We start from the raw sequence: 23973 nt of genomic DNA, 5'->3' as shown, positions 1-23973 counted from the left end.
CGATGCCTTCGAACCCCTGTCACGCACTGTTCGGTCTCGGCGCGCTCCTGCTCGCCGCCTGCTCTTCACCGCCGAGCGCCGCGCCGCCCGGGCCCACGGCGCCGCGCGAGGATCTCTGCCCGGAAGGCTTCGCCGATTGCGACGGCGACAGCGACAACGGCTGCGAGGCCGCCCTGCTGACGAGCGTCGAGAGCTGCGGCGCGTGCGGCGCGCGCTGCGCGGGCGGCGACGGCGCGACGACGCTCTGCGCGGCGGGCGCCTGCACCCTCGCGTGCGACGCCGGACGAGCCGACTGCGACGGCGACGGCGGCAACGGCTGCGAGGTCCTCGTCGCGGAGGATCCGCGCCATTGCGGCGCCTGCGGCGTGACCTGCGCCGACGCTTGCTGGAACGGCACCTGCGACGCCGCCGTGCTCGCCGGCGAGCTCCGGCTGCCCACGTTCCTCGGGATGGACGCGACCGGGCTCTACTGGACGAACCAGGGCTCGGGCGACGCGCCGGACGGGAGCGTCATGCGCCTCGATCCGGGCGGCGGGACGCCGGCGGTGCTCGCGCCGGAGCAGGAGCTCCCGGGCCCGCTCGCGCTCGGCGAGGCCGCTGTGTACTTCGCGCACGCGCGCGGCCTCGCGGCCGTCCCGAAGGCCGGCGGCGAGGTGACCGAGCTCGCGCCCGACGCCCGCGGCGTCACGGCGCTCGCTGTCGACCAGGGCGCGCTCTACTGGGTCGAGGCCGGGACGCCGCCGGCGTTCGAGGACGGCGGGCTGTTCACGCTGCCGCTCGGCGCCGAGCCCGGCGCGGCGAAGGTGATGCTCGCGGCCATCCCGGGCGCCGCCAGCGGGGTGGCGCTCGACGCCGGCCATGTGTACGTGACCGCGCGGGGCACCGGCGCGGCCGACGGCGCGATCTACCGGGTGGCGCGCGACGCGGCGCCGCCGAGCGCGCCGGAGAGGCTGCACGAGACGCTGGTCGCCCCGCGCGCGCTCGTGGCGCGCGGCGGCGCGCTGTGGCTCATCGAGGGGCGCGGGATCGCCACGTTCTCGCCCGGGAGCCCGCTTCGCAGGGTCGTCCCGGATCTGCCGCAGATCCCCGCGCAGCTCGCGTTCGACGACGCGCGCGTCTTCTGGACGACCGCGCGGGAGGCCGACGGCCAGGTGCAGAGCGCGCGGCTCGACGGGAGCGATCTCGCGACGCACGCGCGCAACCTGAGCTACCCGTGGGGCGTCGCCGTGGACGGGACCAACGTCTACTTCAGCCTCGCGTGGGACGGCGGGCCCGCGACGGGGGCGCTGGTGCGCGGGCCGAAGGGACCGTGACCGGGCTCTACGCCGGGGGAGCCCGGCCTCAACGCCGGCCGACCTTCGCGCTCGCCGCGGCGTGACCGCGCTGGATCGCGCGGGTCCAGAGGTCGGGGCGCTCCGGGCCGTGGTCGCCGGCGCGGGCGATCTCGGCGCAGATCGCGGCGGTGAACGCGTCGCCCGCGCCGGCCGCGCGGGTCTCGGCCACGACGGGCGGGGCGAGCGCGATCTCGCCGAAGGGGCCGGCGGCGCGCGCTGCGCCTGCGCCCTGGGTGAGCACCAGGGTCGCGCTCGGCCGCATGGCGGCGCGCACCTGGGCGTCGTCGAGGCCGAGCCCGGCGAGGTCCGCCGCGCTGCACCGCACCACGTCGGCCTCGCGGAGCAGGGCGTGGAGCACGCGCGGATCGCGCCCGGCCCAGAGGCGCCACCGCGCGTTGAGATCGACGACGACGACGGTGCCCGTGCGGCGCGCGGCCCGCGCGGCCCGGCAGAGCGCGGCGATCGGCGCGAGCGCCGGAGAGATCCCCGAGAGCAGCAGCACCGGCGCCGCCCACCCCTCGGGCACCGAGAGGGGCAGATCGTCCTCTGCGCGGTGGGCGACCATGTGCCGCGCCCCGCCGGTGTCCTCCAGCACGATGAGCCCCTGGCGGGTCGGGATCAGCGCCACACCCGCGACGTCGACGCCGGCCGCCGCGACCCTCGCCAGGAGCGCCCGGCCCGGGGCGTCGTCGCCGAGCGCCGCCGCGAGCCCGACGCGGAGCCCGCTCCGCGCGAGCGCGACCGCGGCGTTCACCGCGCCGCCGCCCGGACGGAACCGCAGCGAGGCCCCGCCCGGAGCCGCGAGATCCCAGAGTGCCTCACCGGCGCAGATGACGTCCAGGGTCAACCCCCGCGACGGCGCGACCCGCGCCGCGGTAACCCGCCCGGCGCTCGCAAACCTCGATGCCATGGGGATCCCCATCTTACACCACGGGGCTCGCGGCAGCGCGCCGTAACTCGGTCGTCCCCACAGACGTCGAGCTGATTCTGCTCCACTCGTGGACCTTCGGCGGACGGAGGGTCGCGCTCTTCGACGCGCGCGCGAACCACGGACGCCGGAGGGGGGACCGTCGCAGCGCTCCCCGCTGTCCGGGACTTCGAGGCAGCGGCACGCGGCGCGGCTCAGCACGACCTGCACCGCAGGCGCACGTGTTGCGCCGCAGAGGACAGGCTCTCCGGCCTGCGCCGCGCCTGCGTCGGCCGGCACGAGCCGTGCAATCGTCGATCATCGTCGATCGTCGTCGATCATCGGTCGTGACGAGCGCACGAGCGGAGCGCGGGAGGCCCCAATGCGGAACAGGATGGAAGACGTCAATGAATTCCTCTCCCACCGGCGGGTGGCCCTGGTGGGCGCATCGCATGACGACAAGGACTTCAGCCGGATGGTGATGCGGGAGCTCATCGATCGGGGTTACGACGTCGTTCCGGTGAACCCGGGGGGCGGCGTGATCGAAGGCCGCGCAGCGTACGCCGAGGTCGGCGCGATCGATCCCCCGGTCGAGGGGGCGATCGTGATGACCCCGTCCCAGGTCACCGAGCAGATCGTGCGGGCGTGCGCCGCTGCCGGCATCGAGCGCGTGTGGCTGCACCGGGGGGTCGGTCAGGGTGCAGTGAGCGCGCCTGCCGTGCAAGCCTGTCAGGAGCTCGGGATCCGCGTGGTCGCGGGCGAGTGCCCGCTGATGTTCCTCCCGAACGCGGGCTTCGTCCACCGGCTCCATCGATTCACCAAGAAGATCGCGGGGAGTTACCCGGCGCGCGCGTGAAGCGCCATGAACCTGGGAGATCTCGAGATGACATCGTATCCTGTCACCTTCACCGTCACGCGCCCCTGGAAAGTCGATCGCGTCCAGCTCCTCGCGCGTGTCCTCCTGCTCGCGGCGCTCTCGATTGCCGGCGTCACGGTGGGGTTCGTCATGATGCTTGTCTATTTGGCCCTGCCCGCCGTGGCGGCCGCGCTGGTGGCTCAGAAGGGATCGGCCCGGTTCCTGGCCGAGGACGGCCCGAGGCTGACGCGCGCGCTCGTGTGGCTACAGGCCGCGTTCGCTTATCTCTTCCTGCTCACCGACAGGCTCCCGCTCGATCGCCCCGCCGAGACCGCGCGCCTCGACATCGATCCGACCGGCGCGCCGACAGCGAAGGGCGCGCTCCTGCGCCTCTTCACGAGCCTCCCCTCGGCCATCGTCCTCGCGCTGCTCTCCTGCGTCGCCTATCTGGCGTGGCTCGTCTCGGCGGTCGCGGTCCTCTTCACCGAGCGCGTCCCGACGGCCATCTACGATTTCCAGTGCGGCGTGCTCCGGTGGCAGGCGCGGCTCCTCGCCCATCATGCGTCGCTGGTCGACCAGTACCCGCCGTTCGCGTTCGATCCGGGTCCCGTGGACGGCACTCGGCGCGATCACGCGGGCACGTTCGCCTGAGGCGTCCTCTCGGCGTCCGTGTCCTTGCCGCCGGAGGGAGCCGTCACAGGTCGACCACGCAGACGACGCTCGTGGTCGTGTCCTCGCCATACTCCGTGACCTCGATCTGGATCTTCGAGGTTGCCTCGTCCGCTCCGGTGCCAAAGCGAGCCGTGAAGTCCAGCTCGTACCAGGTCTCGATCGAGATCGGATCGGACACCTTCCACGCGAGCTGCTCGAAGCCGCCGATCGACGTGTGATCGAAGACGAAGATCGTGTCGTCGGGAGCGGTGTGCGAGACAGAAAGCGAGGGGCTCGTGAACTCGTAGGCGCCGGCCTCGCCGAGCTCGAGGCTGCAGGCCTCGCCCGAAGGCGTGGTCCCCTCGTAGGTGCCGACCAGGCAGGCGCTCGCGCTGGGATCGCTCGTCAGGGAGAGGTCGGGACAGGCGGCGAGGCGCTCTTCGAGCGCCGAGAGGCTCGGGCTCGATCCGCCCGAGCCTGAGCTCGAGTCGCCCGACCCGTCGTCGTCGCCTCCGCAGGCCACCACCAGGCCGAGGGTGAGCACGGGAACGAAAGCCAGGTAAGAGCGCCGTCGAGCGGGGTTCATGCCATGGGAGGATGAGGTCATCTGACAGAGGCTAGTGGAGACGCCAGCGCTCGACCAGCTGTCAGATCTGACAGGGGGCTCCGCAAGAGCCGGAGCAGCATCGCTTTCGCGACGGCGCGATGCGCGCCGCCGTGCCCCGCCCAGCGCTCGCCAGCATGGATGCCATGGGGTTCCCCATCTTGCACCACGGGGCTCGCAGCGGCGCGCCGGCTGCGCCGCCGGCCGTCGCAACCACCCTGGTAGGAGCGGCAGCCCTGCTGCCCTGGCACACGCCAGGCAGCCTTCACGCTTTTTCACGCAGCGGCGCGGTCGCCCTGACTACGCTGACCCCCATGGCATCCGGAAAAGGTCGCTTGCTCGGGCTCCTCGGCGGGCTGGTGCTGACCGAGGCGAAGGTGCAGGCCGTGGGCACGCCCCACCCGCTCTACCGGCGCGTGGTGCTCGAGGGCGAGGGGCTGCGCACGAGCAGCTGGCAGCCCGGCGACAAGATCCAGGTGCTCCTCCCCTCGAACGACGTGCGGACGTACACCCCGATCGACTGGGCGGAGGGTCGGACCACGCTGCTCCTCCACGCGCACGGGAGCGCGCCGGGCGCGCGGTGGACGGAGGCCGTCCGCCCGGGCGACGTCGTGCGGTTCGTCGGCCCGCAACGCTCCCTCCGTCTGGGAGGCGTGGGCCTCCTGACCGGCGACGAGACCTCGCTCGGCGTGGCGGCCTCGGCGCGCCGCCTCGGCGCCCACGCCGTCCTCCGGGTGACGAACGTCCCCGCGGCGGAGGCGGCGGCGCGATCGCTCGACGTCTCCGTGGACCTCGCGGGGTCCGACGAGGAGGCCGCCACTTTGCTCCGCGAGCGCGCGGCGGGCGTCGCCACGGCGGTGGCCTGCGGCGGCGGCGCGTGGGTCCAGCAGGCCCGGGAGGTGCTCCGGGCGGCCGGGGTGCGGGAGGTGCGCGCCAAGGCCTACTGGATCGCGGGGAAGACCGGGATCGACTGACCCTCTCTGCACACCGGCGAGCGCTGGACGGGTGGTTTGTTGGCCATCCTCGCGCATCCTGATAGCCCCTCCGATCGAGGTGGTCGGGATCGATGATGCAGCTCGGACGCTGGGCGCTCGCCGTCGCGCTACTCACGCTCTCCGCTGACGCCCGTCCGGACCCGCGGAGCGGCGTCGCCGAGGCGCCGCGCGCCCGCGCCGGCGTCACGCTCGCCGAGACGCGGAGCCGCGTGCATCCCGCCGCCACGCGGCTCGGTGACGTGGTCCCTCTCCTGAGGCAGGACGCGTCCGCCGAGATCTCGGCGATCGACTGGAGCCCGCTCCGGCTCACCCGCCGCTACGGGGTCGCCGCCACCGTGGTGCGCCTCGACACGAAGCGCACCGGGGAGCGAACCCTGACGGCGGCCTGCGTGGTGTCGGCGGCCGTGCGCGAGCTCGACACGGGCAACATCCTCTTCGTGGTCGAGGGCCGCGCGCGGGTCGAGGACAGCGCGGCGGCCGACGAGCGCGCCCAGCGCGACGCTCTCCGGGCCGCCATCCAGAGCGCGGTGCGCGCGGTGCCGGACGGCCTGCGCCGCTCGCGGTGAGCGAGAGGCGCAGGCTCACCCCTGAGCGACACCAATGACGCTCATCGCCGCGCCCTCCGCGGCGCTCCGGCGCTCGGCCTCGGCTTGTGCTTCGCGCGCGCGTCGATGAGGGCGCCGAGCCCGTCGAGGAGCCGCTCCAGGCCGAACGTGTACGCGTGAGCCGCGCTGTAGGCCCCGCGTTGGGCCGCGCCTGCGGCGGCGCCGACGCGTGCGGCGGTGGGGTATTTCGCGGCGTCGAAGACCCTCGCGAGCAGGGGCGCGTTCTCGGCCCACCATTGCTCGTCGCTCATCGCGCTCTCGCGCTGCGAGGCGCGCGCGCTCGTGGCCGCGCGCGCGCAGGACTCCACGAAGCCGAGCAGGAACGTCAGGGCAGCGTCCATTTCGACGTCATCGAGCCCTAGCCCGTCGAGCGCCTGGAGCTCGTGCTCGTATTTGGCCATGAGGGGAGGCCCGCCTGCGCAGCGAGGGGGTCGAGATCACCATGCCGCTGCGGGAGGAGCCGTGGGGCGAGCGCCTGTTCCAGGTGACGGATCCCAACGGCGTCGTCATCGAGCTCGTCGAGTGGGCCACGCCGAGCGCGCCGTGAGCGGCCGATCGCCCTGGCGCGATCGCGGGAAGTGGGAAGTGGGAAGTGGGAAGTGGGAAGTGGGAAGTGGGAAGGAGCGCGAACCGCGATGACCCCCATGGCGCCAAGAAAAGAGGAGAATGGAGGGAAATCCCCTCACGGCTCGGATCGATCGCGCCCCCCCGCGCCCGCGGGCGGCGGGGAGGACAGCGCGTCGACCTCGCCGCGCGTCACGCGCTTGTCGCCGTCGCGGTCGAGCGCCTTCATCATCTCGCCGACGACCACCTCGGACGGCGTCTCGGAGCTCGCCCTCGACGCGGCGGCCCTGAGCTCCTCGGCCGAGACGCGGCCGTCCCCGTCGGCGTCGATCGCCTCGAACGCCCCGAGCTGGCGGACGAGGTCCGCGGCGAACGACTCCACAAGGACGAGCTTCGGATCGCGCCCGCTGTCCGCCGGCGGCACCTTCTCCGGGCGCTCCTCGGCGAAGCGGACAAGCGGCGCGATGTCATCCATGCCGCCGAGGAGCCCGCGCGGGAGGGCGATCCGGTACTCGCGCTCGTCGACCAGCGGGAGGCCGTCGATCGCGCTCAGGACGCCTCGGGCGTCCGTCGCCATCCGGTCGTCGATCTGGAGGTAACCGCCGTGCTGGGCGGGGGCGCGCGACCGCGACGCGGCGACGGCCTCGCGGACGACGCGGCCAGGCAGGAGGGTCACGACCACCTCGTTGCTGAAGGGCACCTCGGCCTTGAGATCCCCGTAGGTGAAGCGCTCCCGGTACGCGCGACCACCGCGGATGCCGCCGCCGTTGAAGAGGCACCCGTCCGCCCCGAAGGCGTCGCGGATCCGCGAGCAGAGCAGCGCGCCGAGCGACGTCTGCTGGACCCGCGTCCCGACGGACGAGAGCTCGCTCCCCGGCGGGAGCCGGAGGAGGGTGGCCGCGTCGAGGTCGCGCACGATCTGCATGTGGCGGTCGACGCGCGCGCGCATCGCCGGATCCTCGGGGTGGGCGCCGACCTCCTCGATCCGGACGGTGACCGCGGGCAGGTCGGGCACCCCGGCAGGCGGCGCCATGGCCGGCCACACGAGGTCGATGATGGCGGCGCTCTCCGCGTCCGTGCCGGCCTTCACGACCCAGCAGCCGTCCACGTCGTCGAGGATCACCTCGTGCTCGTGGCCGCCGAGGATCACGGGAAAGCGCGGATCGCGCTGCGCCCGCGCGAGCTCGAGGTCCTGGTCGCGGCTCTGGTGCGTGATCGGGATCACGCACGCGCACCCCTCGTCGCGGAGGAGCCGGCGGGTCCAGCGGAGGGCCGCCTCGTTCGCCGGCTCGATGTCGATCCCCCCGAACGCATCCCGCCGGTACAGGCCCTTCACGTGCACGAGCAGGCCGAGGAGGCCGATCCGGACAGCGCGCCCGCCGGGGCTCGAGACGTCGAGGATCTCGTGCGTCGGCAGCGCCGGGGCGAACGAGGGCATGTTGGTGTTGAGCCACGTGCCCTGGAACTCCTGCACCCGCGCCCTGAGCTCCGGCAGCTCGACGTCGGCCTCGTGGTTGCCGAAGATGGTGTGGGTGATCGGCAGCGCGTTCATGCAGTCGACCATGCCCCTGCCGTGATCGAGGCTCGACAGCAGGCTCGGCGCGAGGAAGTCGCCGGCCATCACCACAAGGAAGCGATCCGCGGGCGCGGCGGCGTGGCGCCGCACGAGCGTCGCGAGGCGCGGCAGGTTGTCGAGCAAGTACACGTCGTTCACGCAGACGATCCGCAGAGAGGGGCCTCTGGGCAGGGCGTGTGCGGCGGCGGTCATCGCCATCGAACATAGCCCAGCCCGCGGGCGCGCGACGCCGTCAGCGCCGAGCGCCCCTCGCCTTCGGCGGGCGCCACGCGCGCAGGCTCTCCGCAAGCGGCTCGAGCACCGCGCGCACCCGCTGTGAGCATCGGCCCTTCCCGGCGGGCGCTCATCCGTCGGAGGTGAGCTCCTTCTGGAGGTGCCGCTCCAGCCGCTCCAGCACCTGGCGCGCCACGCGCCGGAGCCGCCGGGGGTAGACGACGACGAGGGGCGGGCTCGGCAGCGGGAGCCTGGGCAGGAGCCGGATCAAGCGCCCCTCCTGGACCCGGCGCGCGACCAGCCAGCGCGGGAGCACGCTCACGCCGAGCCCTGCCTCCACCGCCCTGAGGTTCGTCTCGATGTCGTCGGTCGTGAGCCTGACGGTGAGCCCCAGCTTCTCGAGCTCGCGCACCCCGCCGCTCGCCACGACCCGCACCGCGGCGAGCTCCGACATGGATGTCGGCGCCGGCTTGCCCGCGAACAGGCCGGCGCTGCCGACGAGCCACTGGGGCGAGGTCCCCAGCGTTCGCTCGATGAACGACGGCTCGCTGCGGACGCCGACGCGAAGCGCGAAATCGAACGCGCCTGCCACGAGGTCGACCCGCTGATCGGTGAGCGCGGCGTCCACGACGAGCCCCGGCGATTCATGCATGATCCGAACGAGCTCCGGCAAGAGGAGGCGGCGGCCGAGCGCCCCGGGCGCCGAGAGCTTCACGCGGCCCGCGAGGTCCCCGAAGCCGGCGGCGGCGCGGAGCTCCGCGTCCTCGAGCGCGCGCACGTGCTCGTCGATCTGCTCGTAGTACGCGCGCCCCTCCAGGGTGAGCGCGACGCGCCGGGTGGTGCGCTCGAACAGCCGGATGCCCAGCCGCGACTCCAGATCGGCGATCCCGCGGCTCGCGGCCGATTGCGTCATGGAGAGCTCGCGCGCCGCCCGCGAGAAGCTGCCGCTGTCCGCCACCTTGCAGAACACGCGCAGCGCGAGGAACCGATCCATGGCTCAATTTATTCTGAATTGAAATAACTGTAAGCCGCATTCTATCGCTACCGGCATGAGCGGGCGCTGACCATCCTGCGTGCATGCTCGTACGCCGCACGTTCGATGGGCCGAGGCGGGGCCGTCTGCTCCGCCTCCTCGCGTTCTTGAGCGCGCTGCTGCCGCCTCTGGGCGCCCGCGCAGCCGAGGCCACGGCGGCATCCCCGCCGCCGGAGGTCGCGCCCCGCGACGCCGATTCCGCGGGTCCGGGGCCCGCGGAGGCTCGCCTCGTCCTCGGATCACGCCTCGTGGGCAGGGACACGGGCGGCGGCCTGGAGCTCGACGGCCGCGTGCGCCTCGCGGGTGGGGCGCAGCTCGGAGCCGCTGCCTCCTTCTGGGCCCTCGAGCGAGCGTACATGGGGGGGCGAACGGTGCCAGGCGCGAGCGGCGCCTCGGGCGCTGCGGTCTTCCTGATGCCGCTCGTGACGCACGGCCCGCTCGAGCTCGATCTGCGCCTCAGGACGGGGTTCCTGGCGCTCCGGGATGTCGGAGGCGGCAACGGGGGAGGCAGCTCCGGGGGAGGCGGCGACGCACCCGCGTCGGCGCTCCGGCACATCAACGAGCTATCGATGGTCGCTCACGTCGCGCTCGGCGAGGCGTGGCTGCTCCGCGCCGGGGCCGCCGTCGGCTTCGAGCTGGAGCTCGATCCCACCACGGAGCTGGCCGACCTGGCGCAGGTCCTGACGGCGGGCGCCGGCTACGCCGTGTCCGAGCACGTTCTCCTCACCCTCGACGCCAGCGCGGGAGGCAGCTTTGGATTCAACGGCGACAACGGCAAGTTCCTGCTCGAGGGCGCCTTCGGAGCGCGCTTCGCTTTCGGACAAGGAGGCTCCCGTGTCGCTCACTGACCGCCGCGGCCACCGCCTTCACCTCATGACGCTCGCGTCGAGCGCGTGCCTCGCGCTCCTGCTCGGGGCCGCGCGGGCCGACGCGCAGGCTCCGGACGCCCGGTCCGGTGCCGCCGAGCGCGCCGGCGCGGGCGCCTTCGATGCCGGGCCGCCCGGGGCTGCGGACGCGCGCGGCGCGCGCCGGCCCGCGCCGGACGTCCCGGTAGGCGGCTTCGTCGACCTCGAGTGGCGCGTGATGGGCCTGGGAGGACACGTGTCGCACGGGCCGGCGTTCGCCGCCGGCGTGACCTTCGCCAACGGCCTGGTGCGCCTCGGCCTGGGTGGGCTCGGGCGGCCGGGGCCCATGAATCCGGCCACCTTCGAGGTCGCGCTGCCCGGAGGGCAGACCTACAAGGGGCAACGCACGCTCGAGCTCAAGTCCGACGGATCCATGCTGGGCGCGCACGTGGGGCTCTCGTTCCGGCTGCCCTTCGCGCAAGCGCTGACGGTCCAGATCCCGATCACGGTCGGCTACGGCGGGTTCGGCTTCTACTTGCAGGGGAACGATCGCAAGACGCCCGACGGGCGCCGCGTGAGCGCGTGGGAGGACGAGCTCTTCGCGGGCAAGGACTCCTCCCTCGGCTTGGTCGTCGATACGGGGCTGCGCCTCGGGTACCAGCCGGACGACGCGCCGTGGTTCAGGCCCTACGTGGGCGCGAGCTTCACGGCGGTCCCCGGCTTCGACACGGTGGTGCGAGACGATTACCTCGGGTTCAGCGGGGTCCTCGGCGTGGAGCTCGGCCACGGCATCTGAGCGGGCGCCTTCGCCGGTGTCGTCGGCCGGTCAACGCGGCCCCGACGCGCAAGCGCGCTCGACGAACGCGCTGTCGGGGTTTCCGTTGGCCCCCGACCCGACTCCCATCTTCTGCGGGACAGACCGGCTCGCCATGCTCCTTCGGGAGCTCAGGAGCTCCGCACCGGCTCCGCGAGCCAGCGAATCAGCGCCTCGCTCTCGAGATCGAGCAAAGCATCCTCGACCTCGCCCGGGCCGCTCGCGCGGGCTCGCTCGAGGATCGAGCGCTCTTCTTCCGCCGTCGGCCGTCGACCGATCCGCCGCGCGAAGAGGCGACCGAGCAGCTCCGCGATCGCCTTCTCCTCCCCGCGCTGCTCGCCCCTTCGCTCGCCTCGCTGCTCCCCGCGTTGCTCTCCTCGTTGCTCCCCTCGTCGCTCGGCCTCGATGATCAGCTCCCCGATGATCGGCGTGCGCCGGAGCAGCCCCTCTTCCTTGTCCTCCACCATGTCGACGAGCTCCTTCATCAGATTATGCCCCCAGGGATCGATGGCCGCCATCACCAGCAGCGCTGTATACAGCTCGGCCCGCTCCGCAGCCGTCGCCGCCCCGGCGTGCATCTCCGCGACGACGTCCCGCAGCGCCGCCGCGGTCGCGTCCCGCGCCAGCGGGGCGAACACCAGCCAGAGCACGCTGCCGCGCGCCCGGAGCTCGCCGATCGTGTGCTGGTAGACGGCGTCGATCCTGAAATGCGCGCCGCTGAACGGCCGCCCCGGCCAAGCGGTAGAGCGCTGGCCCGTCGCGGGCAGGCGCCGCCTTCTGCCAGAGAGGACCACGACGACGCTCTCGATCGGCGGCACAGGCTCGCCGGGGGCTTCGAGGCGGAGCGCGGTGAAGAGGAAGCCGAGGTATTCGAAGATGCGATCCGGTACGTCGTCACGGAGCGCGAAGCAGAACTCGATGTGCAGCACCCGCGGCTCGCCGTCGATCCGTAGGCGCAGGGCCTTGTCGACGCGGCGCTCGATGGTCGTGACCTGGCTGTCGATCCAGCCGAGGACCTCGGTGCAATGGCCCTCGGGGACGAAGGCGCGCACCAGGTCCCCGGGCCTCCTCCGTGCGAGGTGGCGCAAGGTGATGTCGGCGTCTCCCATGCGTGGCGTCCCCGGCAGATCGCATGCCAGGGAGGAGGAGGCCGAAATCACGGGCTTCCCGCATGAGGTATGCGCGTCGGTCGGGTGGCGGCGCCATGGCGGGCTGCGCTCAGGGGTCGAACCGGTAGGTGGTCTCGCCGGCGGACGCCCGCGCCGCGAACTCTCGACAGAAGCCGTTCAGCGCCGGATAGGGCTCTGTCGGCAGGACGCGCCGGAACTCCAGATGCGTGACGAGGCAGAACAGCGCGACCTCCAGGTAGCTCAGATCCCGGTCCGACGGGAGCGCGGCGAGCGCGTGACTCGCGTTGTCCTCCAGCCATGACATGGTGTCGACAAGGCTCTTTCGCTGCTTGGCGTGGTGCGCGCTTCCGTCGCCGGCCCCGGCGGCGCCGGCCATGATCAGCGCGACCTCCGTCGCCATCGCATGAACGACGAGCTCCTGGGCGTTCGCGAGAAGGGGTTGGTCGAGGTCCTCCGGCCATACCGTGCGGACCGCGCGCTTCGACTGCCGCGACAGCTCGCGGCAGATATTGAGCGCGCCGAACCACACCCCATGGCGCGTCCGGAGAGCCGGCATCTTGAGCGCGGGGTTGCCCCCGTAGTCCGCCGCGTTGGACGACATGAGGTCCCGCACGACCTCGAGCGAACAGTCGACCCCCATCTCCGCGGCGAAGATCCGCGTGACCCGCGTGAAGTGCGAGCTGGAACGGCCGACGATGACGGGCTTGACGAGCTCTCCTAGAGCATCTGACATGCTTGCTTCTCCGATCCGGGAACCGTTCTGTGTCGATGCGGGTCCGACGCGTGGAGCGCCTTGAGCTCCAACCCTGCCCCGTCGTGCCGCTCCCACGCATCGTGGAGAGGCAGCGTACCGGACGTCGAACCCGCGCTGTCAAGCGTCCCAGGCAGCATCCCAATCGGTCGCCCAGGTCCCCGAATCCAGGATCTCCGCGCGTTCACCTGCTCTACCGAACGCGCTTCCTAGCAGCGATCTCGCCGGCCTCCGGCCCATCGGCGAGAGCAGGCCGGCTCACCCCCGCCTGTCCGGCGCTCCAGCCCGGCCCGGCCAGGCCAGGCGAGCGACGACCCCGCGGCGACGCCTCGGTCACACTCTCGCCCGCCGGGCCGATGGTCCGGGCATGAGAGCCGCCGCTCCGACCGCCCTCGCCCTCCTCGCCCTCGCCTGCACCCCCTCCCCGTGCGACCCGGCCCCGGCGCCGCCGCCCAGCCGTCCCGCCGCGGCGGAGGCGCCGCCGCCGCCCCTCTGCGCCCGGCGCGCGGTGGGCGCCGCGCCCACGCCCCTCGACGCGACCCACGCCGGCTCCGGCGTCGCCCTCGCGGAGCTCGGCGGGCGCACCCTCGCCTTCGTCGCCGACGAGGACGACGCTGCCCTCCACACCGTCGACATCGACGCACGCGCCGCGCTCGCGCGCACGCCGCTCGCGGGCCGGCCCGCCCAGGTGATCGTGCTGGGCGACGGCCGCGTCGTGGCCTCGCTGCGCGACCGCGCCCTGCTCGAGGTGCTGGAGCCGGTGGGCCCTGCCGCCCCGCTCGAGCGAAGGTGCCTGGTGCCCGTGGCGAGCGAGCCGGTGGGCCTCGCGATGACGCCGGACCGCGCCACGCTGCTCGTCGCGAGCCGCTGGGGCCACGCGCTCACCAGCCTCGCGACCGCCGACCTCCGGCGCACCGGGGAGCTCCCGCTCGCCCGGGATCCCAGCGCGGTCGTCGCGTCGAGCGACGGCCGGCGCGCGTTCGTCTCCCACGCGGTCGGCGGCCGCATCAGCGTCGTGACGCTCGGCGAAGGCGGCGCGCCGACCGGCGCGCGGGAGCTGTCGACCGACGGGGTGGAGCGGCGCGCCCCGAGATCGACGTCGAAGCTCGCCAAGCCTTTCCCCCGCAGCTCGAGCGGGCCCTCGCGGAAAGTGCCCTTCGATTTCGAGGACGGGACGCCGTTCCTGATGCGCCGCCCGACGGTGAACGTGGATCGCCGCGGCTCCCAGGGCTTCGCGCTGGCGCGCGCGTCGAGCGGCGCGGTCTTCGCGCCCATCGCGCTCGTCGATCCGGGGCCCGCGACGGGCGGCGGCGGTTACGGCAGCGCGCTCGTCCACACCGTGATCGAGCACATCGCGGTCGTCGACGCGATGGGCGAACGAGCGGACGTCCCGCCGGTCTCGGCCCACCTCGGGCTCCGTGGCTGCCGGCTCCCGCGGGCGGCAGCGATCGAGCCCGGGGACGAGGTCCTGCTCGTCGCGCGCCTCGGCCACGACGAGGTGATCGCCTACGACGCCCGCGCCCAGCTCCCCGGCAAGCCGCCGCGGCCCGGATCGGTGCGGGATCGCGAGCTCTTCCGCGCCCGCGTGGGCGCCGGGCCCACCGCCATCGCGGTCGACGGAGCGCGCCGGCGCGCCGTGGTCTTCTCCCGCTTCGACGGCGCGCTGACGATCCTTCCCGCCGCGCGCGACCCGGGGCCGACCGCGATCGGCGCCGTCGGCAAGGAGCTCGCGGGTGAGCTGCCGGTCATCGCCCTGCCACGCGCGTCGCGCCTCGACGAGCAGCGCGCGGAGGGCCAGCGGCTCTTCCACGCGGCCGGCGGCCGTCGCGTCGCGTTCGACGGCCGCGCCTGCGCCAGCTGCCACCCGGACGGCCGCGACGACGCGCTCACCTGGTCGACGCCGGAGGGCCCGCGCCAGACGCCGATGCTCATGGGGCGGCTCGACGGCACCGCGCCGTACGGCTGGGAGGGCGGCAAGAAGGACCTGGAGAGCCACTTCGCCCGCACCATGTCCCGGCTCGCGGGCACCGGCCTGGGCGCGAAGGAGCGCGACGCCATCTTCGCGTACCTCCGCGGCATGGATCCGCCCGCCGAGGCGGCGGTCCTCACGGCCGAGGAGCGCGCCGCGCTCGTGGCGGCGCCGGCCGGCGCCGCAGAAGCGGCAGCCGCAGAGCCGGCAGCCGCGGCGGCCGGCGCCCGCGCGGCCCTCGCCGCGCGCGGCGAGGAGGTCTTCCACGCCAGCGAGGCGGGCTGCTCGAGCTGCCATGTCGGCGACGAGCTGACCACCGACGGCGCGCGGCACGACGTGCGGAGCGCGACGCGCTTCGAGACGGAGCGCTCCTTCGAGACACCCTCGCTGCGCTTCGTCGGCCGGTCCGCGCCGTACTACCACGACGGCCGCTACCCGACGCTGCTCGCGCTGGTCGAGGGGGTGGACGGCTCCATGGGCCACACGGCCCACCTGTCGGCCGGTGATAGGCGCGCCCTGGTCGCTTACCTGGAGTCGCTCTGAGGGTGGCGCGGCCGGCCTGATACGCGTCGTCCCGAGCGGGGCGACGCTCGACGACCACGCGCCCGGTCTCCGCGCCTCTCGCGGGAGCTCACGAGCGTCGAATCGGCTCCGCGAGCCAGCGAACCAGCGCCTCGCCCTCGAGATCGAGCAAGGCATCCGTGACCTCACCCGGGCCGTTCGCGCGGGCTCGCTCGAGGATCGAACGCGCTTCGTCAGCCGTCGGCCGTCGCCCGATCCGCCGCGCGAAGAGGCGGCCGAGCAGCTCTGCAATCGCCTCCTGCGCTCGTTCTTCGCCACGAAGCTCGCCTCGTTGCTCGCCCCGCAGCTCGCCTCGTCGCTCGGCCTCGATGATCATCTCTCCGATGATCGGCGTGCGCCGGAGCAGCCCCTCTTCCTTGTCCTCCACCATGTCGACGAGCTCCTTCCGCAGATTATGCCCCCAGGGATCGATGGCGGCCATCACCAGGAGCGCCGTGTACAGCTCGGCCCGCTCCGCCGCGGCCTTTGCCCCCGCGTGGATCTCTGCGACGACCTCCCGCAGCGCCGCCGCGGTCGCGTCCCGCGCCAGCGGGGTGAACACCAGCCAGAGCACGCTGCCGCGCGCCCGGAGCTCCGCGACCGTGCGCTGGTAGACGGCGTCCACGCGGAAGTGCGTCCCGCTGAACGGCCGACCCGGCCACGCGGTAGAGCGCTGGCCCGTCGCGCGCAAGCGCCGCTTCCTGCCCGAGAGAACCACGACGACGCTCTCGATCGGCGGCACAGGCTCACCGGGGGCTTCGAGGCGGAGCGCGGCGAAGAGGAAGCCGAGGTATTCGAGGACGCGATCCGGTATGTCGTCACGGAGCGCAAAGCAGAACTCGACATGCAGCACCCGCGGCTCGCCGTCGACCTGCAGGCGCAGCGCCTTGTCGAGGCGGCGCTCGATGTTCGTGACCTGGCTGTCCACCCAGCCGACGACCTCGGTGCGATGGCCCTCCGGGACGAAGGCGCGCGCCAGGTCCCCGGGGCGCCTGCGGGCGAGGTGGCGCAAGGTGATGTCCGCGTCTCCCATGCATGGCACCCACGGCAGATCGCGTGCCAGCGAGGAGAAGGACGAATTACGGGATACCCGCGTGAGTCATGCACATCGGGCGGGTGGCGGCGCCATGGCGGGCTGCGCTCGGAGTCAACGATGGCCCGCGCGACCGGCGCCCAGCGCGGGCCGCGCGGCCCCCTCAGGCCGTGAACCCGCCGTCGATGGTGATCGTCGCTCCGGTGATGAAGCGCCCGCCTTCGCCGGCAAGGTGAGCGACCGTGGCGGCGATGTCGTCTGTGTTGCCGTAGTGACCGAGCGCGAGCATGCTCCGCTGCATATCCGCTCCAGCGCCATTGGCCGGGTTCATGTCCGTGTCGATCGGGCCGGGCTGGATGAGGTTGGCGGTGATGCCGCGCGGCCCGAGATCGCGGGCGAGGCCCTTCGTGAGGCCGACCAGCGCGGTCTTGCTCATGGAGTACAGCGTGATTCCCGGCCCCGGCACCCGGTCGGCGAGGCAGCTGCCGATGCTGACGATGCGCCCGCCAGCGCCCATGTGCCGCGCCGCGGCCTGCGAGGCGAGGAAGACGCCCCGCACATGGATCCCCAGCGTCTTGTCCAGGTCCGCGAGCGTCACAGCCTCGATCGGCGCCATGATGGCGACACCGGCGTTGTTGACGAGGATGTCCAGCCTGCCGAGCTCGGCCACCGTCCGCTCGACCGCGGCGACGATCGCAGCCGGATCCGCGGTGTCCGCCGCGATCGCCATCCCCCGCCGACCCGCCGCCTCGACGTCGGCGATGACCGAGCGCCCCTTGTCCGCGGCGCTCACGTACGTCAGCGCCACATCCGCCCCGCCCCGCGCCAGCCGCTTGACGATCGCCGCGCCAATCCCACGGCTGCCCCCGGTCACCAGCGCCACCTTGCCTGCAAACTCCGCCATCACTACCTCTTTTCTGTACAGATCGATACAGAATATATACGTTGTCCCGTGACCGGTGGTCAATCGGTTTTTTATCGATCGTCACAGAAATACAGAAAGGTCTCGATGATGGTCGGACGGGGTCGCCCTCGCAGCTTCGATCGGGACGCCGCCTTGCGGCGGGCGATGGAGGTGTTCTGGGAGCGGGGCTACGAGGGCACATCGCTCAGCGATCTCACGGCCGCGATGGGCATCAACTCGCCGAGCCTCTACGCCGCGTTCGGCTGCAAGGAGGCGCTGTTTCGCGAGGCCGTGGCGCTCTACAGCGAGGTCGAGGGCGCGGCGACGAACCGGGCCATGAGCGACGAGCCGACGGCGCGCAGGGCGGTCGAGGCGATGCTGCGCGGCAACGTGGAGGGGTACGCGACGCCGGGCAAGCCGAGCGGCTGCATGATCGTGCTCGCCGCGACGCTCGGCACGCCGGAGAACGAGCGCGTGCGCGCCTACCTCGCCGGGTGCCGGCGGGCGGCGCTCGACGCGCTCCGGAGCCGGCTGGATCGCGGCGTCGTCGAGGGTGACGTGCCGGCGGGCACCGACACGGCGGCGCTCGCCGCCTTCTACACCACCGTGCTCCAGGGCCTCTCCCTGCAGGCTCGCGACGGCGCCTCGCGCGAGGCGCTCCAGGCGATCGTCGACTGCGCGATGGCGGCATGGGAGACGCTGGCGAGGCCGCGCGCCGCGGTCTGAGCGCGCGAGGCGGCGCGCGAGGCGAGCCTGCGCGCTACGTGGCTTCGTTCATCGGCCGCATGACGATCTGCACGATGCGCGAGCGGTCCCGCGGCAGCGCGGCGAGCACCACGGCCTCGGCCACGTCCTCCGGCGTGGAGAAGCCGCGCATGCGCTCCGAGCCGGCGGTTCGCCCGTCGCCGAGGGCGAAGTGCGTCTCGACGCCGCCCGGACAGACGGCGCTCACCTTGATGTTGTCCTGCCAGAACTCGCGATCGAGCGCCTGGGTCAGGCCCATCTGCGCGAACTTGGAGGCGCAGTAGATGGCCTCGTTCGGATAGCCCTGCAGGCCGGCGACGCTGGCGACGTTGATGATGTGGCCGCCGCCCTGGCGGCGCATGTGGGGGATCACCTCGCGGCAGAACAGCCATGTCCCCTTCACGTTCGTCGCCATGATGCGGTCGTAGTCGTCCTCCGACCACTCGAGGAAGGGCCGGTATCCGCCGATGCCCGCGTTGTTGACGAGGATGTCGACCCTCTCGAGCTCGCGGACCGCCCGCTCCACGCACGCGGCGACGGACGCGGCGCGGGTGACGTCGGCCTCGATCATCAGCCCGCGGCCGCCCGCCTCGCGGAGCTCCCGCTCGAGCGCGGCCAGATCGTCCGTGGTGCGCGCCACGCCGACCACGACGGCCCCCTCCCGGCTCAGCGCGAGCGCGCTGGCCTTCCCGATTCCCCTGCTCGCCCCGGTGATGAGCGCGATCTTGTCCTTCAGCCGCACGGTGTCCCCCTCTCTCTCCGCCGCGCGCACAGGAACGGAGCGCCGCCCCCCCGCGCCGGCGGCAGGCACGCTATCACGGGCGCGGCGCGCGCGCGGGGAGCCGGTAGCCGGCCTCGGGTGGAGCGCCGGCCTCGAGCCAGGCCAAAGCGCGGTCGCCCTCGGCCCCCGGGTTGACCCACACGATCGTCCGGAGCGCACGGACACGCCGCGACGCGCCGGCGAACAGGCCTCGCGCCGTGTCGTCCAGGGAGAGGATCGTCCGATCTGCGGCCTGCGCCGCCTCGACCAGGTGGACATCCTTCAGCATCGCCTCGCGGCCCGGCTCGGTCGCCGGGGCGGTCTCGATCTCCCTGCGCAGCGAGGGATCCGCGGGCACGTCCTCCAAGAGCAGCTTCTTGCGGGCGACCATGGCGACCCGCCACTGGGTCGCGAACACCGACTGGTGCTTGTTCCACTCCTCGCGGATCGCCGAGGGCATCACTGCCCGGTGACAGACGTCGAGCACTGTCTTCAGGGCGTCGCGACACTGCTTGGACAGCGGGTATGTCGCGCCCGCACCGCCCGCCGCACGGGCCACCGAAGCGTCGATGACGAGGCGCCGAGACGTCTTCGCGCGCATCAGCGCCTGGCCACCCGGGCTTCGGCGGCGTCCAGATACCGGCTCTGCGCGGCGAGTGTGACGTCGGCGAAATCTTCGGGCCAGTCCCCGAACGCGCCCGCGTCGTCGAGGCCAGCGCTCCGAACCTCGGTTGCACCATCATCGTTCTGAGAGAACCAGTGGAGCGCCACCAGCTCCGGGGAGAGCGCGCCTTCGGCGACGAGCGATTGCACGCCGAGGAGAAGCAGGGAGCTGTGCGTCTCCACGACCACGCGGACGCCGCGGAGCGCGGCGTCCGCCAGGATCTGCGCGAGGGCGACCTGCGCTCGTGGGTGCAAGTGGATCTCCGGCTCCTCGAGATAGACAAGCTTTCCGGGGCGCGCGGCGAGAAGCGCCACGATCACGGGCAGACACTGGGACAGACCGAAGCCGACATCGGCGATGCTGACCAGATCCTCGACACCGCCGCGCCCGGCCCGGCGGAGACGTCCAACACGCAATTCGACCTGCGTATCGTCGACGCGCGCCGTCTCGACCTTCCATGTGAGCCCGAGCTTCTCCAGCGCCGCGCCGAGCTGCTTCTGGCGGACGTCCTTCGCGACCTGCCATTGATGAATAATGCTGGCGACATAGGGCTCGAATGTGCCAGGGAAGTCGGTGCCCACAGCCGTGGTCTTGTATGTACGCGTCGGATTCCCACGCAACGCAGGAACGTGAACGATACCCAGAACTTGTTCAGCAACAGGGTGCAGTGGGTTTCTCCATATACCGGCCATGGATTCACCCCTACCTTTTTCAAATGCTTCAACCACAAGAAAGCAGCGTTCCCGACCGACAGCAATATACTGAAAGGACCTCTCCAAAATCTCCTTTATCTTCTTTTGGTTCGCGGGCAACACATCTACAATCTTCTCGCGGGACATGCCGGGCCGGATAGTAACGAGCGGTTCGCCCGGTCGTGCGGCAGACATCTCCGTGACGTCGAACCCCATCCCGGGTTGCTGCTCGAAGTGCACCGTAACCTCGGCGCCGTCGCTCACCGCGACGGTGACCGCGAAGCAGTCGGCGAGGCGCCTCTTCCCGCTGCGCGAGAGGAGCTGGTCAGCCGCGGTGAACCGGACATGCGGCCCATCGAGCAGGAGCGCGCCGGGATCGTAGGGCGCCTCGAGGGTCTGCTTGAGCAGGAGCGGCGCCTGCATCACGCTCGACTTGCCGGAACTGTTCGCGCCGGCGAGGAGCGTCAACGGACGTATCGCGACCTCCGTCCGCTGCCGCAGCGACTTGTACCCCTCGACCGCGACGGCGCTGATGCCGGCGGCTGGCGGAGCCGGCTTTGACTGCGGGGAGGCCTTCTTCGTCCGCTCGTCCTTCGCCATCTTGCCGGGCGCACTGTCCCATACCGCGCCCCCGCGGTCCAGATTCACCGACCCGGGCGGACCGCACCTGCCCGACGGACCGCCGCCGCCCCGCCCCTCCCTCGAGCGGTTACTCCAAAGGCATGCGGCAGAACGTCGTCCTCACCCTCTCGCAGACCAAGCGCGCCGGCGCCCTGTCCTGGCTCCTGCTCCAGGCCGTCGGCCTGGCCTCGACGTCGGCCGTCGCCGCGCTCGCGCGGCCGGGGAGCGCGGCCGCGCAGAAGGGGTGATATAAGCCTGCCATGGCCACGCCCGCGCTCCCATCGAAGCTGCCGTCGACCGGCGTCAGCATCTTCACGGTGATGACGCGGCTCGCGAACGAGCACGGCGCCATCAACCTGTCGCAGGGCTTCCCGGATTTCGACTGCGCGCCGGAGCTGGTGGAGGCCGTCGCCCGCCACATGCGCGCCGGCCACAACCAGTATGCCCCCATGCCGGGCGCGCTGGCCCTGCGCGAGGCGCTCGCGATGAAGATCGAGCGGCTCTATGGCCGCCGCTACGATCCGGCGACCGAGATCACGATCACCTCGGGCGCCACCGAGGGCATCTTCAGCACGATCACGGCGTTCGTCCGCCAGGGGGACGAGGTCATCCTGTTCCAGCCCTGCTATGACTCGTACGCGCCGGCCGTGCAGCTGAACGGCGGAACGCCCGTGTTCGTCACGCTCCGCTTTCCGGAGTACCGCGTCGACTGGGACGAGGTGCGGCGCGCGATCACCCCGCGCACGCGGCTCCTGCTCATCAACTCACCGCACAACCCGACCGGAACGATGCTGTCGGCCGACGACATGCGCGAGCTCGGGCGGGTGCTGGAAGGGACCGACGCCCTCGTCGTCGGTGACGAGGTGTACGAGCACATCCTCTTCGACGGGCGCCGGCACGAGAGCCTCGCGCGGTATCCGGAGCTGGCCGACCGCTCCGTGGTCATCAGCTCGTTCGGGAAGACGTACCACACGACCGGCTGGAAGGTGGGCTATTGCGCGGCGCCGCAGGCGCTCTCGGCCGAGATCCAGCGGGTGCACCAGTTCGTGACGTTCGCGGTGAACGGCGCCATCCAGCACGCGTATGCCGAGGTCGTGGCGCGCGATCCGCTCGCCGCCGATCTCGCCCCCTTCTACCAGGCAAAGCGCGACCGGTTCCTGAAGCTCATCGAGGGCTCGCGGCTGCGCCCCCTGCCGTGCGAGGGCACGTATTTCCAGCTCGTTGACTATTCCGAGATCACGACGGAGCGAGACGCCGATTTCGCGCTGCGCCTCATCCGCGAGCACAGCGTCGCCTCGATCCCGATCTCCCCGTTCCTGTCCGGCGTGGAGCCCGGGCCCGTCCTGCGGTTCTGCTTCGCCAAGCGGGACGAGACGCTCGAGCGCGCGGCGGAGCGGCTGCGCCGGGTCTGAGGGCCCGCCGCGGCGGACCTCCGGGGCGCCACCTTCCGTCCACCCGGCTTCGTCGACAGCCGGGCGAACTCAATGCCTCGCAGCCACAGAGGAACGACCTCATCATGAATGCAGAGAAGAACGACGCATGTCAGGCCCACGAGCTCCTCGCCGAGGCCGAGCGGATCTCGGCGCTCCTCGCCGAGCACGCGGCCCGGCACGACCGGGACGCCACCTTCCCGATCGAGGGGCTGGCCGCCACGATCCGCTCACCGATCAACACAGCGCTGCTCGGCGGGGCCGCCGGCGACGACGCCGCCCGCGCGCCCTGCTCGTGGCTCACCTTCGGCCGCATCGTCGCCATCCTCGCGCGGGGCGACGCGTCGTTCGCCACGGCGTGGCTCATGCACCAGGGCGCCATGTCGGTGTACCGCGCCCTCGTCGACCCCGGCGAGCGGTCTCGCTTCGAGCAGACGATCCGCCGCGGCGCGTGGGTCGGCAACGCGCTCTCCGAGCCCACCAGCGGCAACATGTTCCTCGTGCCGCGCCAGGTGGCCCAGAAGGCCGAGGGCGGCTATCGCCTGACCGGCGAGAAGCGCTTCGTCACCGGGTGCGAGCACGCGGACTTCTTCTTCACGGCCGCGGTCTGCGACGGCCAGCCCGCGTTCTTCCTCCTCGAGAGGGACGACTCGATCGCCATCGAGCCCGTCTGGGACACGCTCGGCATGCGGGCCACGCGCAGCCAGATCGTCCGCTTCCAGGGCACGCCCCTGCCCGAGTCGCGGCGGCTCGCGGTCGATCCCACGGCGCCCAACCCCATCCCCAACGGCCTCGGCTGGCTCTCCGTTGGCATCGCCGAGGCCGCCATGGCCGCGGCCGTCGCCTACGCCAAGGAGCGGGTCCTGCCGCCGGGCGACCGGCCCATCGCCGAGCTGCAATGGGTGCAGTTCGCCGTGGCCGACATGAGCCTGCGCCTCGAGGCCGCGCGCGCCCTCGCCATGCGCACCGCCGCCGCCCTGGACGCGGGCGACCCGAGCTACGGCCTCCTGCAGCTGCAATCCAAGGTGGTGGCCAACGAGGCCGCGGTGGCCATCGCCACCTCGGCCCTGGAGATCGCCGGCGGCGCCGGGTACATGCGCAGCCGCCCCATCGAGCGCCACCTGCGCGACGCGATGAGCGGCCCCATCATGGCCCTGTCCGGCCCCGCGATCCGCGACATCGTGGGCAAGGCCCTGCTCGGCGTCGCCTGACGCCGCGCGTGCGGCCATCTGCGCGAGCCCGCGCGGCGTCGGAGCGCACGGCGCCTACGCGCGTCAGCCGAGCAGCTGCCGGATCCGATCGAGCAGATCCGGAAAGCCGATCCCCTTCGAGAGCACCGCGTCCGGCGGGGGCGCATCGCCGAGGGCCTCGTCGCCGCTGCCGCTGATCAGCACCGCCTTCGCGCGCGGCAGGCGCGCCCGCAGCACCGCCACGAGATCGGTGCCGTGGCCGTCGCCGAGGTTCTGATCGAGCAACGCGAGGTCGTACCGCGCGCCCTCCGCCGCGATCTTCCGCCCGGCCTCGGCGAACGAGCCGGCCTCCTCCACCTGGAAGCCCTCGTCCTCCAGGAGCGTCGCGAGCACGAACCGGGACGACGCGTCGTCGTCGACGAGGAGCACGGTCACGCTCACGCCGCCCTCCTCCGCCCGCGCGGCCGGCGCGGTCGCGGCCAGGCAGGGCGCAGCGCCCGCCCCTCCCCGGCGCCATGTCCCCCGGC

The 23973-nt window shown here is 72.7% G+C and carries 25 protein-coding genes and 1 pseudogene; 13 read left to right on the top strand and 13 right to left on the bottom strand.

Annotated elements, in window-relative coordinates:
• The first annotated feature begins 2 nt into the window (after positions 1–2).
• The gene (locus WMF39_RS47680; protein ID WP_437743072.1) at positions 3–1313 is read left to right on the top strand and encodes a hypothetical protein; all 1311 of its coding nucleotides are present in this window, start codon (positions 3–5) and stop codon (positions 1311–1313) included.
• 28 nt (positions 1314–1341) lie between these two features.
• On the opposite strand, the gene WMF39_RS47675 is transcribed toward WMF39_RS47680, so the two are convergent.
• Complete coding sequence (locus tag WMF39_RS47675; RefSeq protein WP_437743071.1) at positions 1342–2244, bottom strand: PfkB family carbohydrate kinase; 903 nt, start codon at positions 2242–2244, stop codon at positions 1342–1344.
• Positions 2245–2635: 391 nt separating this feature from the next.
• Here WMF39_RS47675 and WMF39_RS47670 point away from each other — a divergent pair, with 391 nt between their 5' ends.
• Entirely contained in the window at positions 2636–3097 is a 462-nt protein-coding gene (locus WMF39_RS47670; protein WP_437743070.1) for a CoA-binding protein, read from the top strand.
• Between the two features lie 27 nt (positions 3098–3124).
• Positions 3125–3748: a DUF4389 domain-containing protein gene (locus WMF39_RS47665; RefSeq protein WP_437743069.1), complete on the top strand. Its 624-nt coding sequence runs from the start codon at positions 3125–3127 to the stop codon at positions 3746–3748.
• 43 nt (positions 3749–3791) lie between these two features.
• Here WMF39_RS47665 and WMF39_RS47660 read toward each other — a convergent pair whose 3' ends face one another.
• Positions 3792–4355 (bottom strand): hypothetical protein, encoded by a 564-nt coding sequence (locus WMF39_RS47660; RefSeq protein WP_437743068.1) that lies wholly within the window; start codon positions 4353–4355, stop codon positions 3792–3794.
• Between the two features lie 311 nt (positions 4356–4666).
• On the opposite strand from WMF39_RS47660, the gene WMF39_RS47655 reads away from it, so the two are divergent.
• On the top strand, positions 4667–5326 hold the full coding sequence (locus WMF39_RS47655; protein WP_437743067.1) for a siderophore-interacting protein: 660 nt from the start codon (positions 4667–4669) through the stop codon (positions 5324–5326).
• A 92-nt stretch (positions 5327–5418) separates the two neighbouring features.
• Positions 5419–5913 carry a hypothetical protein gene (locus WMF39_RS47650; protein WP_437743066.1) on the top strand — a complete coding sequence of 165 codons (495 nt, stop codon included), beginning with the start codon at positions 5419–5421 and terminating at the stop codon, positions 5911–5913.
• Between the two features lie 41 nt (positions 5914–5954).
• Here the strand turns inward: WMF39_RS47650 and WMF39_RS47645 are convergent, their stop codons facing one another.
• Positions 5955–6353, bottom strand: a complete 399-nt coding sequence (locus tag WMF39_RS47645) for a TetR/AcrR family transcriptional regulator C-terminal domain-containing protein (protein WP_437743065.1) — start codon at positions 6351–6353, stop codon at positions 5955–5957.
• Positions 6354–6358: 5 nt separating this feature from the next.
• On the opposite strand from WMF39_RS47645, the pseudogene WMF39_RS47640 reads away from it, so the two are divergent.
• Positions 6359–6499, top strand: a pseudogene (locus WMF39_RS47640) (VOC family protein); the annotation flags it as partial.
• A 135-nt stretch (positions 6500–6634) separates the two neighbouring features.
• On the opposite strand, the gene WMF39_RS47635 reads toward WMF39_RS47640, so the two are convergent.
• Positions 6635–8284: a 5'-nucleotidase C-terminal domain-containing protein gene (locus WMF39_RS47635; RefSeq protein ID WP_437743064.1), complete on the bottom strand. Its 1650-nt coding sequence runs from the start codon at positions 8282–8284 to the stop codon at positions 6635–6637.
• A 151-nt stretch (positions 8285–8435) separates the two neighbouring features.
• Positions 8436–9299, bottom strand: coding sequence for a LysR family transcriptional regulator (locus WMF39_RS47630; protein ID WP_437743063.1), 864 nt, complete (start codon positions 9297–9299; stop codon positions 8436–8438).
• Between the two features lie 83 nt (positions 9300–9382).
• Here WMF39_RS47630 and WMF39_RS47625 point away from each other — a divergent pair, with 83 nt between their 5' ends.
• Together WMF39_RS47625 and WMF39_RS47620 are read left to right on the top strand one after the other, a co-directional pair.
• Positions 9383–10186 (top strand): hypothetical protein, encoded by an 804-nt coding sequence (locus tag WMF39_RS47625; RefSeq protein WP_437743062.1) that lies wholly within the window; start codon positions 9383–9385, stop codon positions 10184–10186.
• Positions 10173–10979 (top strand): hypothetical protein, encoded by an 807-nt coding sequence (locus WMF39_RS47620; RefSeq protein ID WP_437743061.1) that lies wholly within the window; start codon positions 10173–10175, stop codon positions 10977–10979. Before WMF39_RS47625 ends, WMF39_RS47620 begins: the two co-directional genes overlap by 14 nt.
• A gap of 149 nt (positions 10980–11128) precedes the next feature.
• Here the strand turns inward: WMF39_RS47620 and WMF39_RS47615 are convergent, their stop codons facing one another.
• Positions 11129–12106 carry a hypothetical protein gene (locus WMF39_RS47615; protein WP_437743060.1) on the bottom strand — a complete coding sequence of 326 codons (978 nt, stop codon included), beginning with the start codon at positions 12104–12106 and terminating at the stop codon, positions 11129–11131.
• Positions 12107–12215: 109 nt separating this feature from the next.
• Positions 12216–12860 (bottom strand): glutathione S-transferase N-terminal domain-containing protein, encoded by a 645-nt coding sequence (locus tag WMF39_RS47610; RefSeq protein ID WP_437743059.1) that lies wholly within the window; start codon positions 12858–12860, stop codon positions 12216–12218.
• A gap of 385 nt (positions 12861–13245) precedes the next feature.
• On the opposite strand from WMF39_RS47610, the gene WMF39_RS47605 reads away from it, so the two are divergent.
• Complete coding sequence (locus WMF39_RS47605) at positions 13246–15390, top strand: cytochrome C peroxidase (protein WP_437743058.1); 2145 nt, start codon at positions 13246–13248, stop codon at positions 15388–15390.
• A gap of 88 nt (positions 15391–15478) precedes the next feature.
• On the opposite strand, the gene WMF39_RS47600 is transcribed toward WMF39_RS47605, so the two are convergent.
• Positions 15479–16441, bottom strand: coding sequence for a hypothetical protein (locus WMF39_RS47600; protein WP_437743057.1), 963 nt, complete (start codon positions 16439–16441; stop codon positions 15479–15481).
• A 163-nt stretch (positions 16442–16604) separates the two neighbouring features.
• Positions 16605–17345: an SDR family NAD(P)-dependent oxidoreductase gene (locus WMF39_RS47595; RefSeq protein ID WP_437743056.1), complete on the bottom strand. Its 741-nt coding sequence runs from the start codon at positions 17343–17345 to the stop codon at positions 16605–16607.
• A 108-nt stretch (positions 17346–17453) separates the two neighbouring features.
• Between WMF39_RS47595 and WMF39_RS47590 the strand changes: the two genes are divergently transcribed.
• Positions 17454–18071 carry a TetR/AcrR family transcriptional regulator gene (locus WMF39_RS47590; protein WP_437743055.1) on the top strand — a complete coding sequence of 206 codons (618 nt, stop codon included), beginning with the start codon at positions 17454–17456 and terminating at the stop codon, positions 18069–18071.
• A gap of 34 nt (positions 18072–18105) precedes the next feature.
• Here WMF39_RS47590 and WMF39_RS47585 read toward each other — a convergent pair whose 3' ends face one another.
• The 3 genes from WMF39_RS47585 to WMF39_RS47575 all read right to left on the bottom strand — a co-directional run bounded on the left by WMF39_RS47585 (position 18106) and on the right by WMF39_RS47575 (position 20805).
• Positions 18106–18831 (bottom strand): SDR family oxidoreductase, encoded by a 726-nt coding sequence (locus WMF39_RS47585; RefSeq protein ID WP_437743054.1) that lies wholly within the window; start codon positions 18829–18831, stop codon positions 18106–18108.
• A gap of 73 nt (positions 18832–18904) precedes the next feature.
• Entirely contained in the window at positions 18905–19450 is a 546-nt protein-coding gene (locus WMF39_RS47580) for a hypothetical protein (RefSeq protein WP_437743053.1), read from the bottom strand.
• Complete coding sequence (locus WMF39_RS47575) at positions 19450–20805, bottom strand: AAA family ATPase (protein ID WP_437743052.1); 1356 nt, start codon at positions 20803–20805, stop codon at positions 19450–19452. Before WMF39_RS47575 ends, WMF39_RS47580 begins: the two co-directional genes overlap by 1 nt.
• Positions 20806–20927: 122 nt before the next feature.
• Between WMF39_RS47575 and WMF39_RS47570 the strand changes: the two genes are divergently transcribed.
• From WMF39_RS47570 to WMF39_RS47560, 3 genes are all read left to right on the top strand, one after another.
• A complete protein-coding gene (locus WMF39_RS47570) occupies positions 20928–21074 on the top strand; it encodes a hypothetical protein (RefSeq protein ID WP_437743051.1) in 147 nt (48 codons plus the stop codon).
• A 12-nt stretch (positions 21075–21086) separates the two neighbouring features.
• Positions 21087–22238, top strand: coding sequence for a methionine aminotransferase (locus WMF39_RS47565; RefSeq protein WP_437743050.1), 1152 nt, complete (start codon positions 21087–21089; stop codon positions 22236–22238).
• 104 nt (positions 22239–22342) lie between these two features.
• Positions 22343–23467 (top strand): acyl-CoA dehydrogenase family protein, encoded by a 1125-nt coding sequence (locus tag WMF39_RS47560; protein ID WP_437743049.1) that lies wholly within the window; start codon positions 22343–22345, stop codon positions 23465–23467.
• A 63-nt stretch (positions 23468–23530) separates the two neighbouring features.
• Here WMF39_RS47560 and WMF39_RS47555 read toward each other — a convergent pair whose 3' ends face one another.
• On the bottom strand, positions 23531–23887 hold the full coding sequence (locus WMF39_RS47555; protein WP_437743048.1) for a response regulator: 357 nt from the start codon (positions 23885–23887) through the stop codon (positions 23531–23533).
• Positions 23888–23973 lie beyond the last annotated feature (86 nt).

Source organism: Sorangium sp. So ce1504, from assembly GCF_051521635.1.
GTDB classification, from domain to species: domain Bacteria; phylum Myxococcota_A; class Polyangia; order Polyangiales; family Polyangiaceae; genus Sorangium; species Sorangium cellulosum_B.
The sequence above is the reverse complement of the archived record's forward strand: the minus strand, read 5'-3'. Positions and strand labels throughout refer to the sequence as shown.

Bases quoted from the DNA above. Each gene is read 5' to 3' on its own strand.
- WMF39_RS47680 (WP_437743072.1), top strand. From the start codon at position 3: ATGCCTTCGAACCCCTGTCACGCACTGTTCGGTCTCGGCGCGCTCCTG.
- WMF39_RS47675 (WP_437743071.1), bottom strand. From the start codon at position 2,244: ATGGCATCGAGGTTTGCGAGCGCCGGGCGGGTTACCGCGGCGCGGGTC.
- WMF39_RS47670 (WP_437743070.1), top strand. From the start codon at position 2,636: ATGGAAGACGTCAATGAATTCCTCTCCCACCGGCGGGTGGCCCTGGTG.
- WMF39_RS47665 (WP_437743069.1), top strand. From the start codon at position 3,125: ATGACATCGTATCCTGTCACCTTCACCGTCACGCGCCCCTGGAAAGTC.
- WMF39_RS47660 (WP_437743068.1), bottom strand. From the start codon at position 4,355: ATGACCTCATCCTCCCATGGCATGAACCCCGCTCGACGGCGCTCTTAC.
- WMF39_RS47655 (WP_437743067.1), top strand. From the start codon at position 4,667: ATGGCATCCGGAAAAGGTCGCTTGCTCGGGCTCCTCGGCGGGCTGGTG.
- WMF39_RS47650 (WP_437743066.1), top strand. From the start codon at position 5,419: ATGATGCAGCTCGGACGCTGGGCGCTCGCCGTCGCGCTACTCACGCTC.
- WMF39_RS47645 (WP_437743065.1), bottom strand. From the start codon at position 6,353: ATGGCCAAATACGAGCACGAGCTCCAGGCGCTCGACGGGCTAGGGCTC.
- WMF39_RS47635 (WP_437743064.1), bottom strand. From the start codon at position 8,284: ATGACCGCCGCCGCACACGCCCTGCCCAGAGGCCCCTCTCTGCGGATC.
- WMF39_RS47630 (WP_437743063.1), bottom strand. From the start codon at position 9,299: ATGGATCGGTTCCTCGCGCTGCGCGTGTTCTGCAAGGTGGCGGACAGC.
- WMF39_RS47625 (WP_437743062.1), top strand. From the start codon at position 9,383: ATGCTCGTACGCCGCACGTTCGATGGGCCGAGGCGGGGCCGTCTGCTC.
- WMF39_RS47615 (WP_437743060.1), bottom strand. From the start codon at position 12,106: ATGGGAGACGCCGACATCACCTTGCGCCACCTCGCACGGAGGAGGCCC.
- WMF39_RS47610 (WP_437743059.1), bottom strand. From the start codon at position 12,860: ATGTCAGATGCTCTAGGAGAGCTCGTCAAGCCCGTCATCGTCGGCCGT.
- WMF39_RS47605 (WP_437743058.1), top strand. From the start codon at position 13,246: ATGAGAGCCGCCGCTCCGACCGCCCTCGCCCTCCTCGCCCTCGCCTGC.
- WMF39_RS47600 (WP_437743057.1), bottom strand. From the start codon at position 16,441: ATGGGAGACGCGGACATCACCTTGCGCCACCTCGCCCGCAGGCGCCCC.
- WMF39_RS47595 (WP_437743056.1), bottom strand. From the start codon at position 17,345: ATGGCGGAGTTTGCAGGCAAGGTGGCGCTGGTGACCGGGGGCAGCCGT.
- WMF39_RS47590 (WP_437743055.1), top strand. From the start codon at position 17,454: ATGGTCGGACGGGGTCGCCCTCGCAGCTTCGATCGGGACGCCGCCTTG.
- WMF39_RS47580 (WP_437743053.1), bottom strand. From the start codon at position 19,450: ATGCGCGCGAAGACGTCTCGGCGCCTCGTCATCGACGCTTCGGTGGCC.
- WMF39_RS47575 (WP_437743052.1), bottom strand. From the start codon at position 20,805: ATGGCGAAGGACGAGCGGACGAAGAAGGCCTCCCCGCAGTCAAAGCCG.
- WMF39_RS47570 (WP_437743051.1), top strand. From the start codon at position 20,928: ATGCGGCAGAACGTCGTCCTCACCCTCTCGCAGACCAAGCGCGCCGGC.
- WMF39_RS47565 (WP_437743050.1), top strand. From the start codon at position 21,087: ATGGCCACGCCCGCGCTCCCATCGAAGCTGCCGTCGACCGGCGTCAGC.
- WMF39_RS47560 (WP_437743049.1), top strand. From the start codon at position 22,343: ATGAATGCAGAGAAGAACGACGCATGTCAGGCCCACGAGCTCCTCGCC.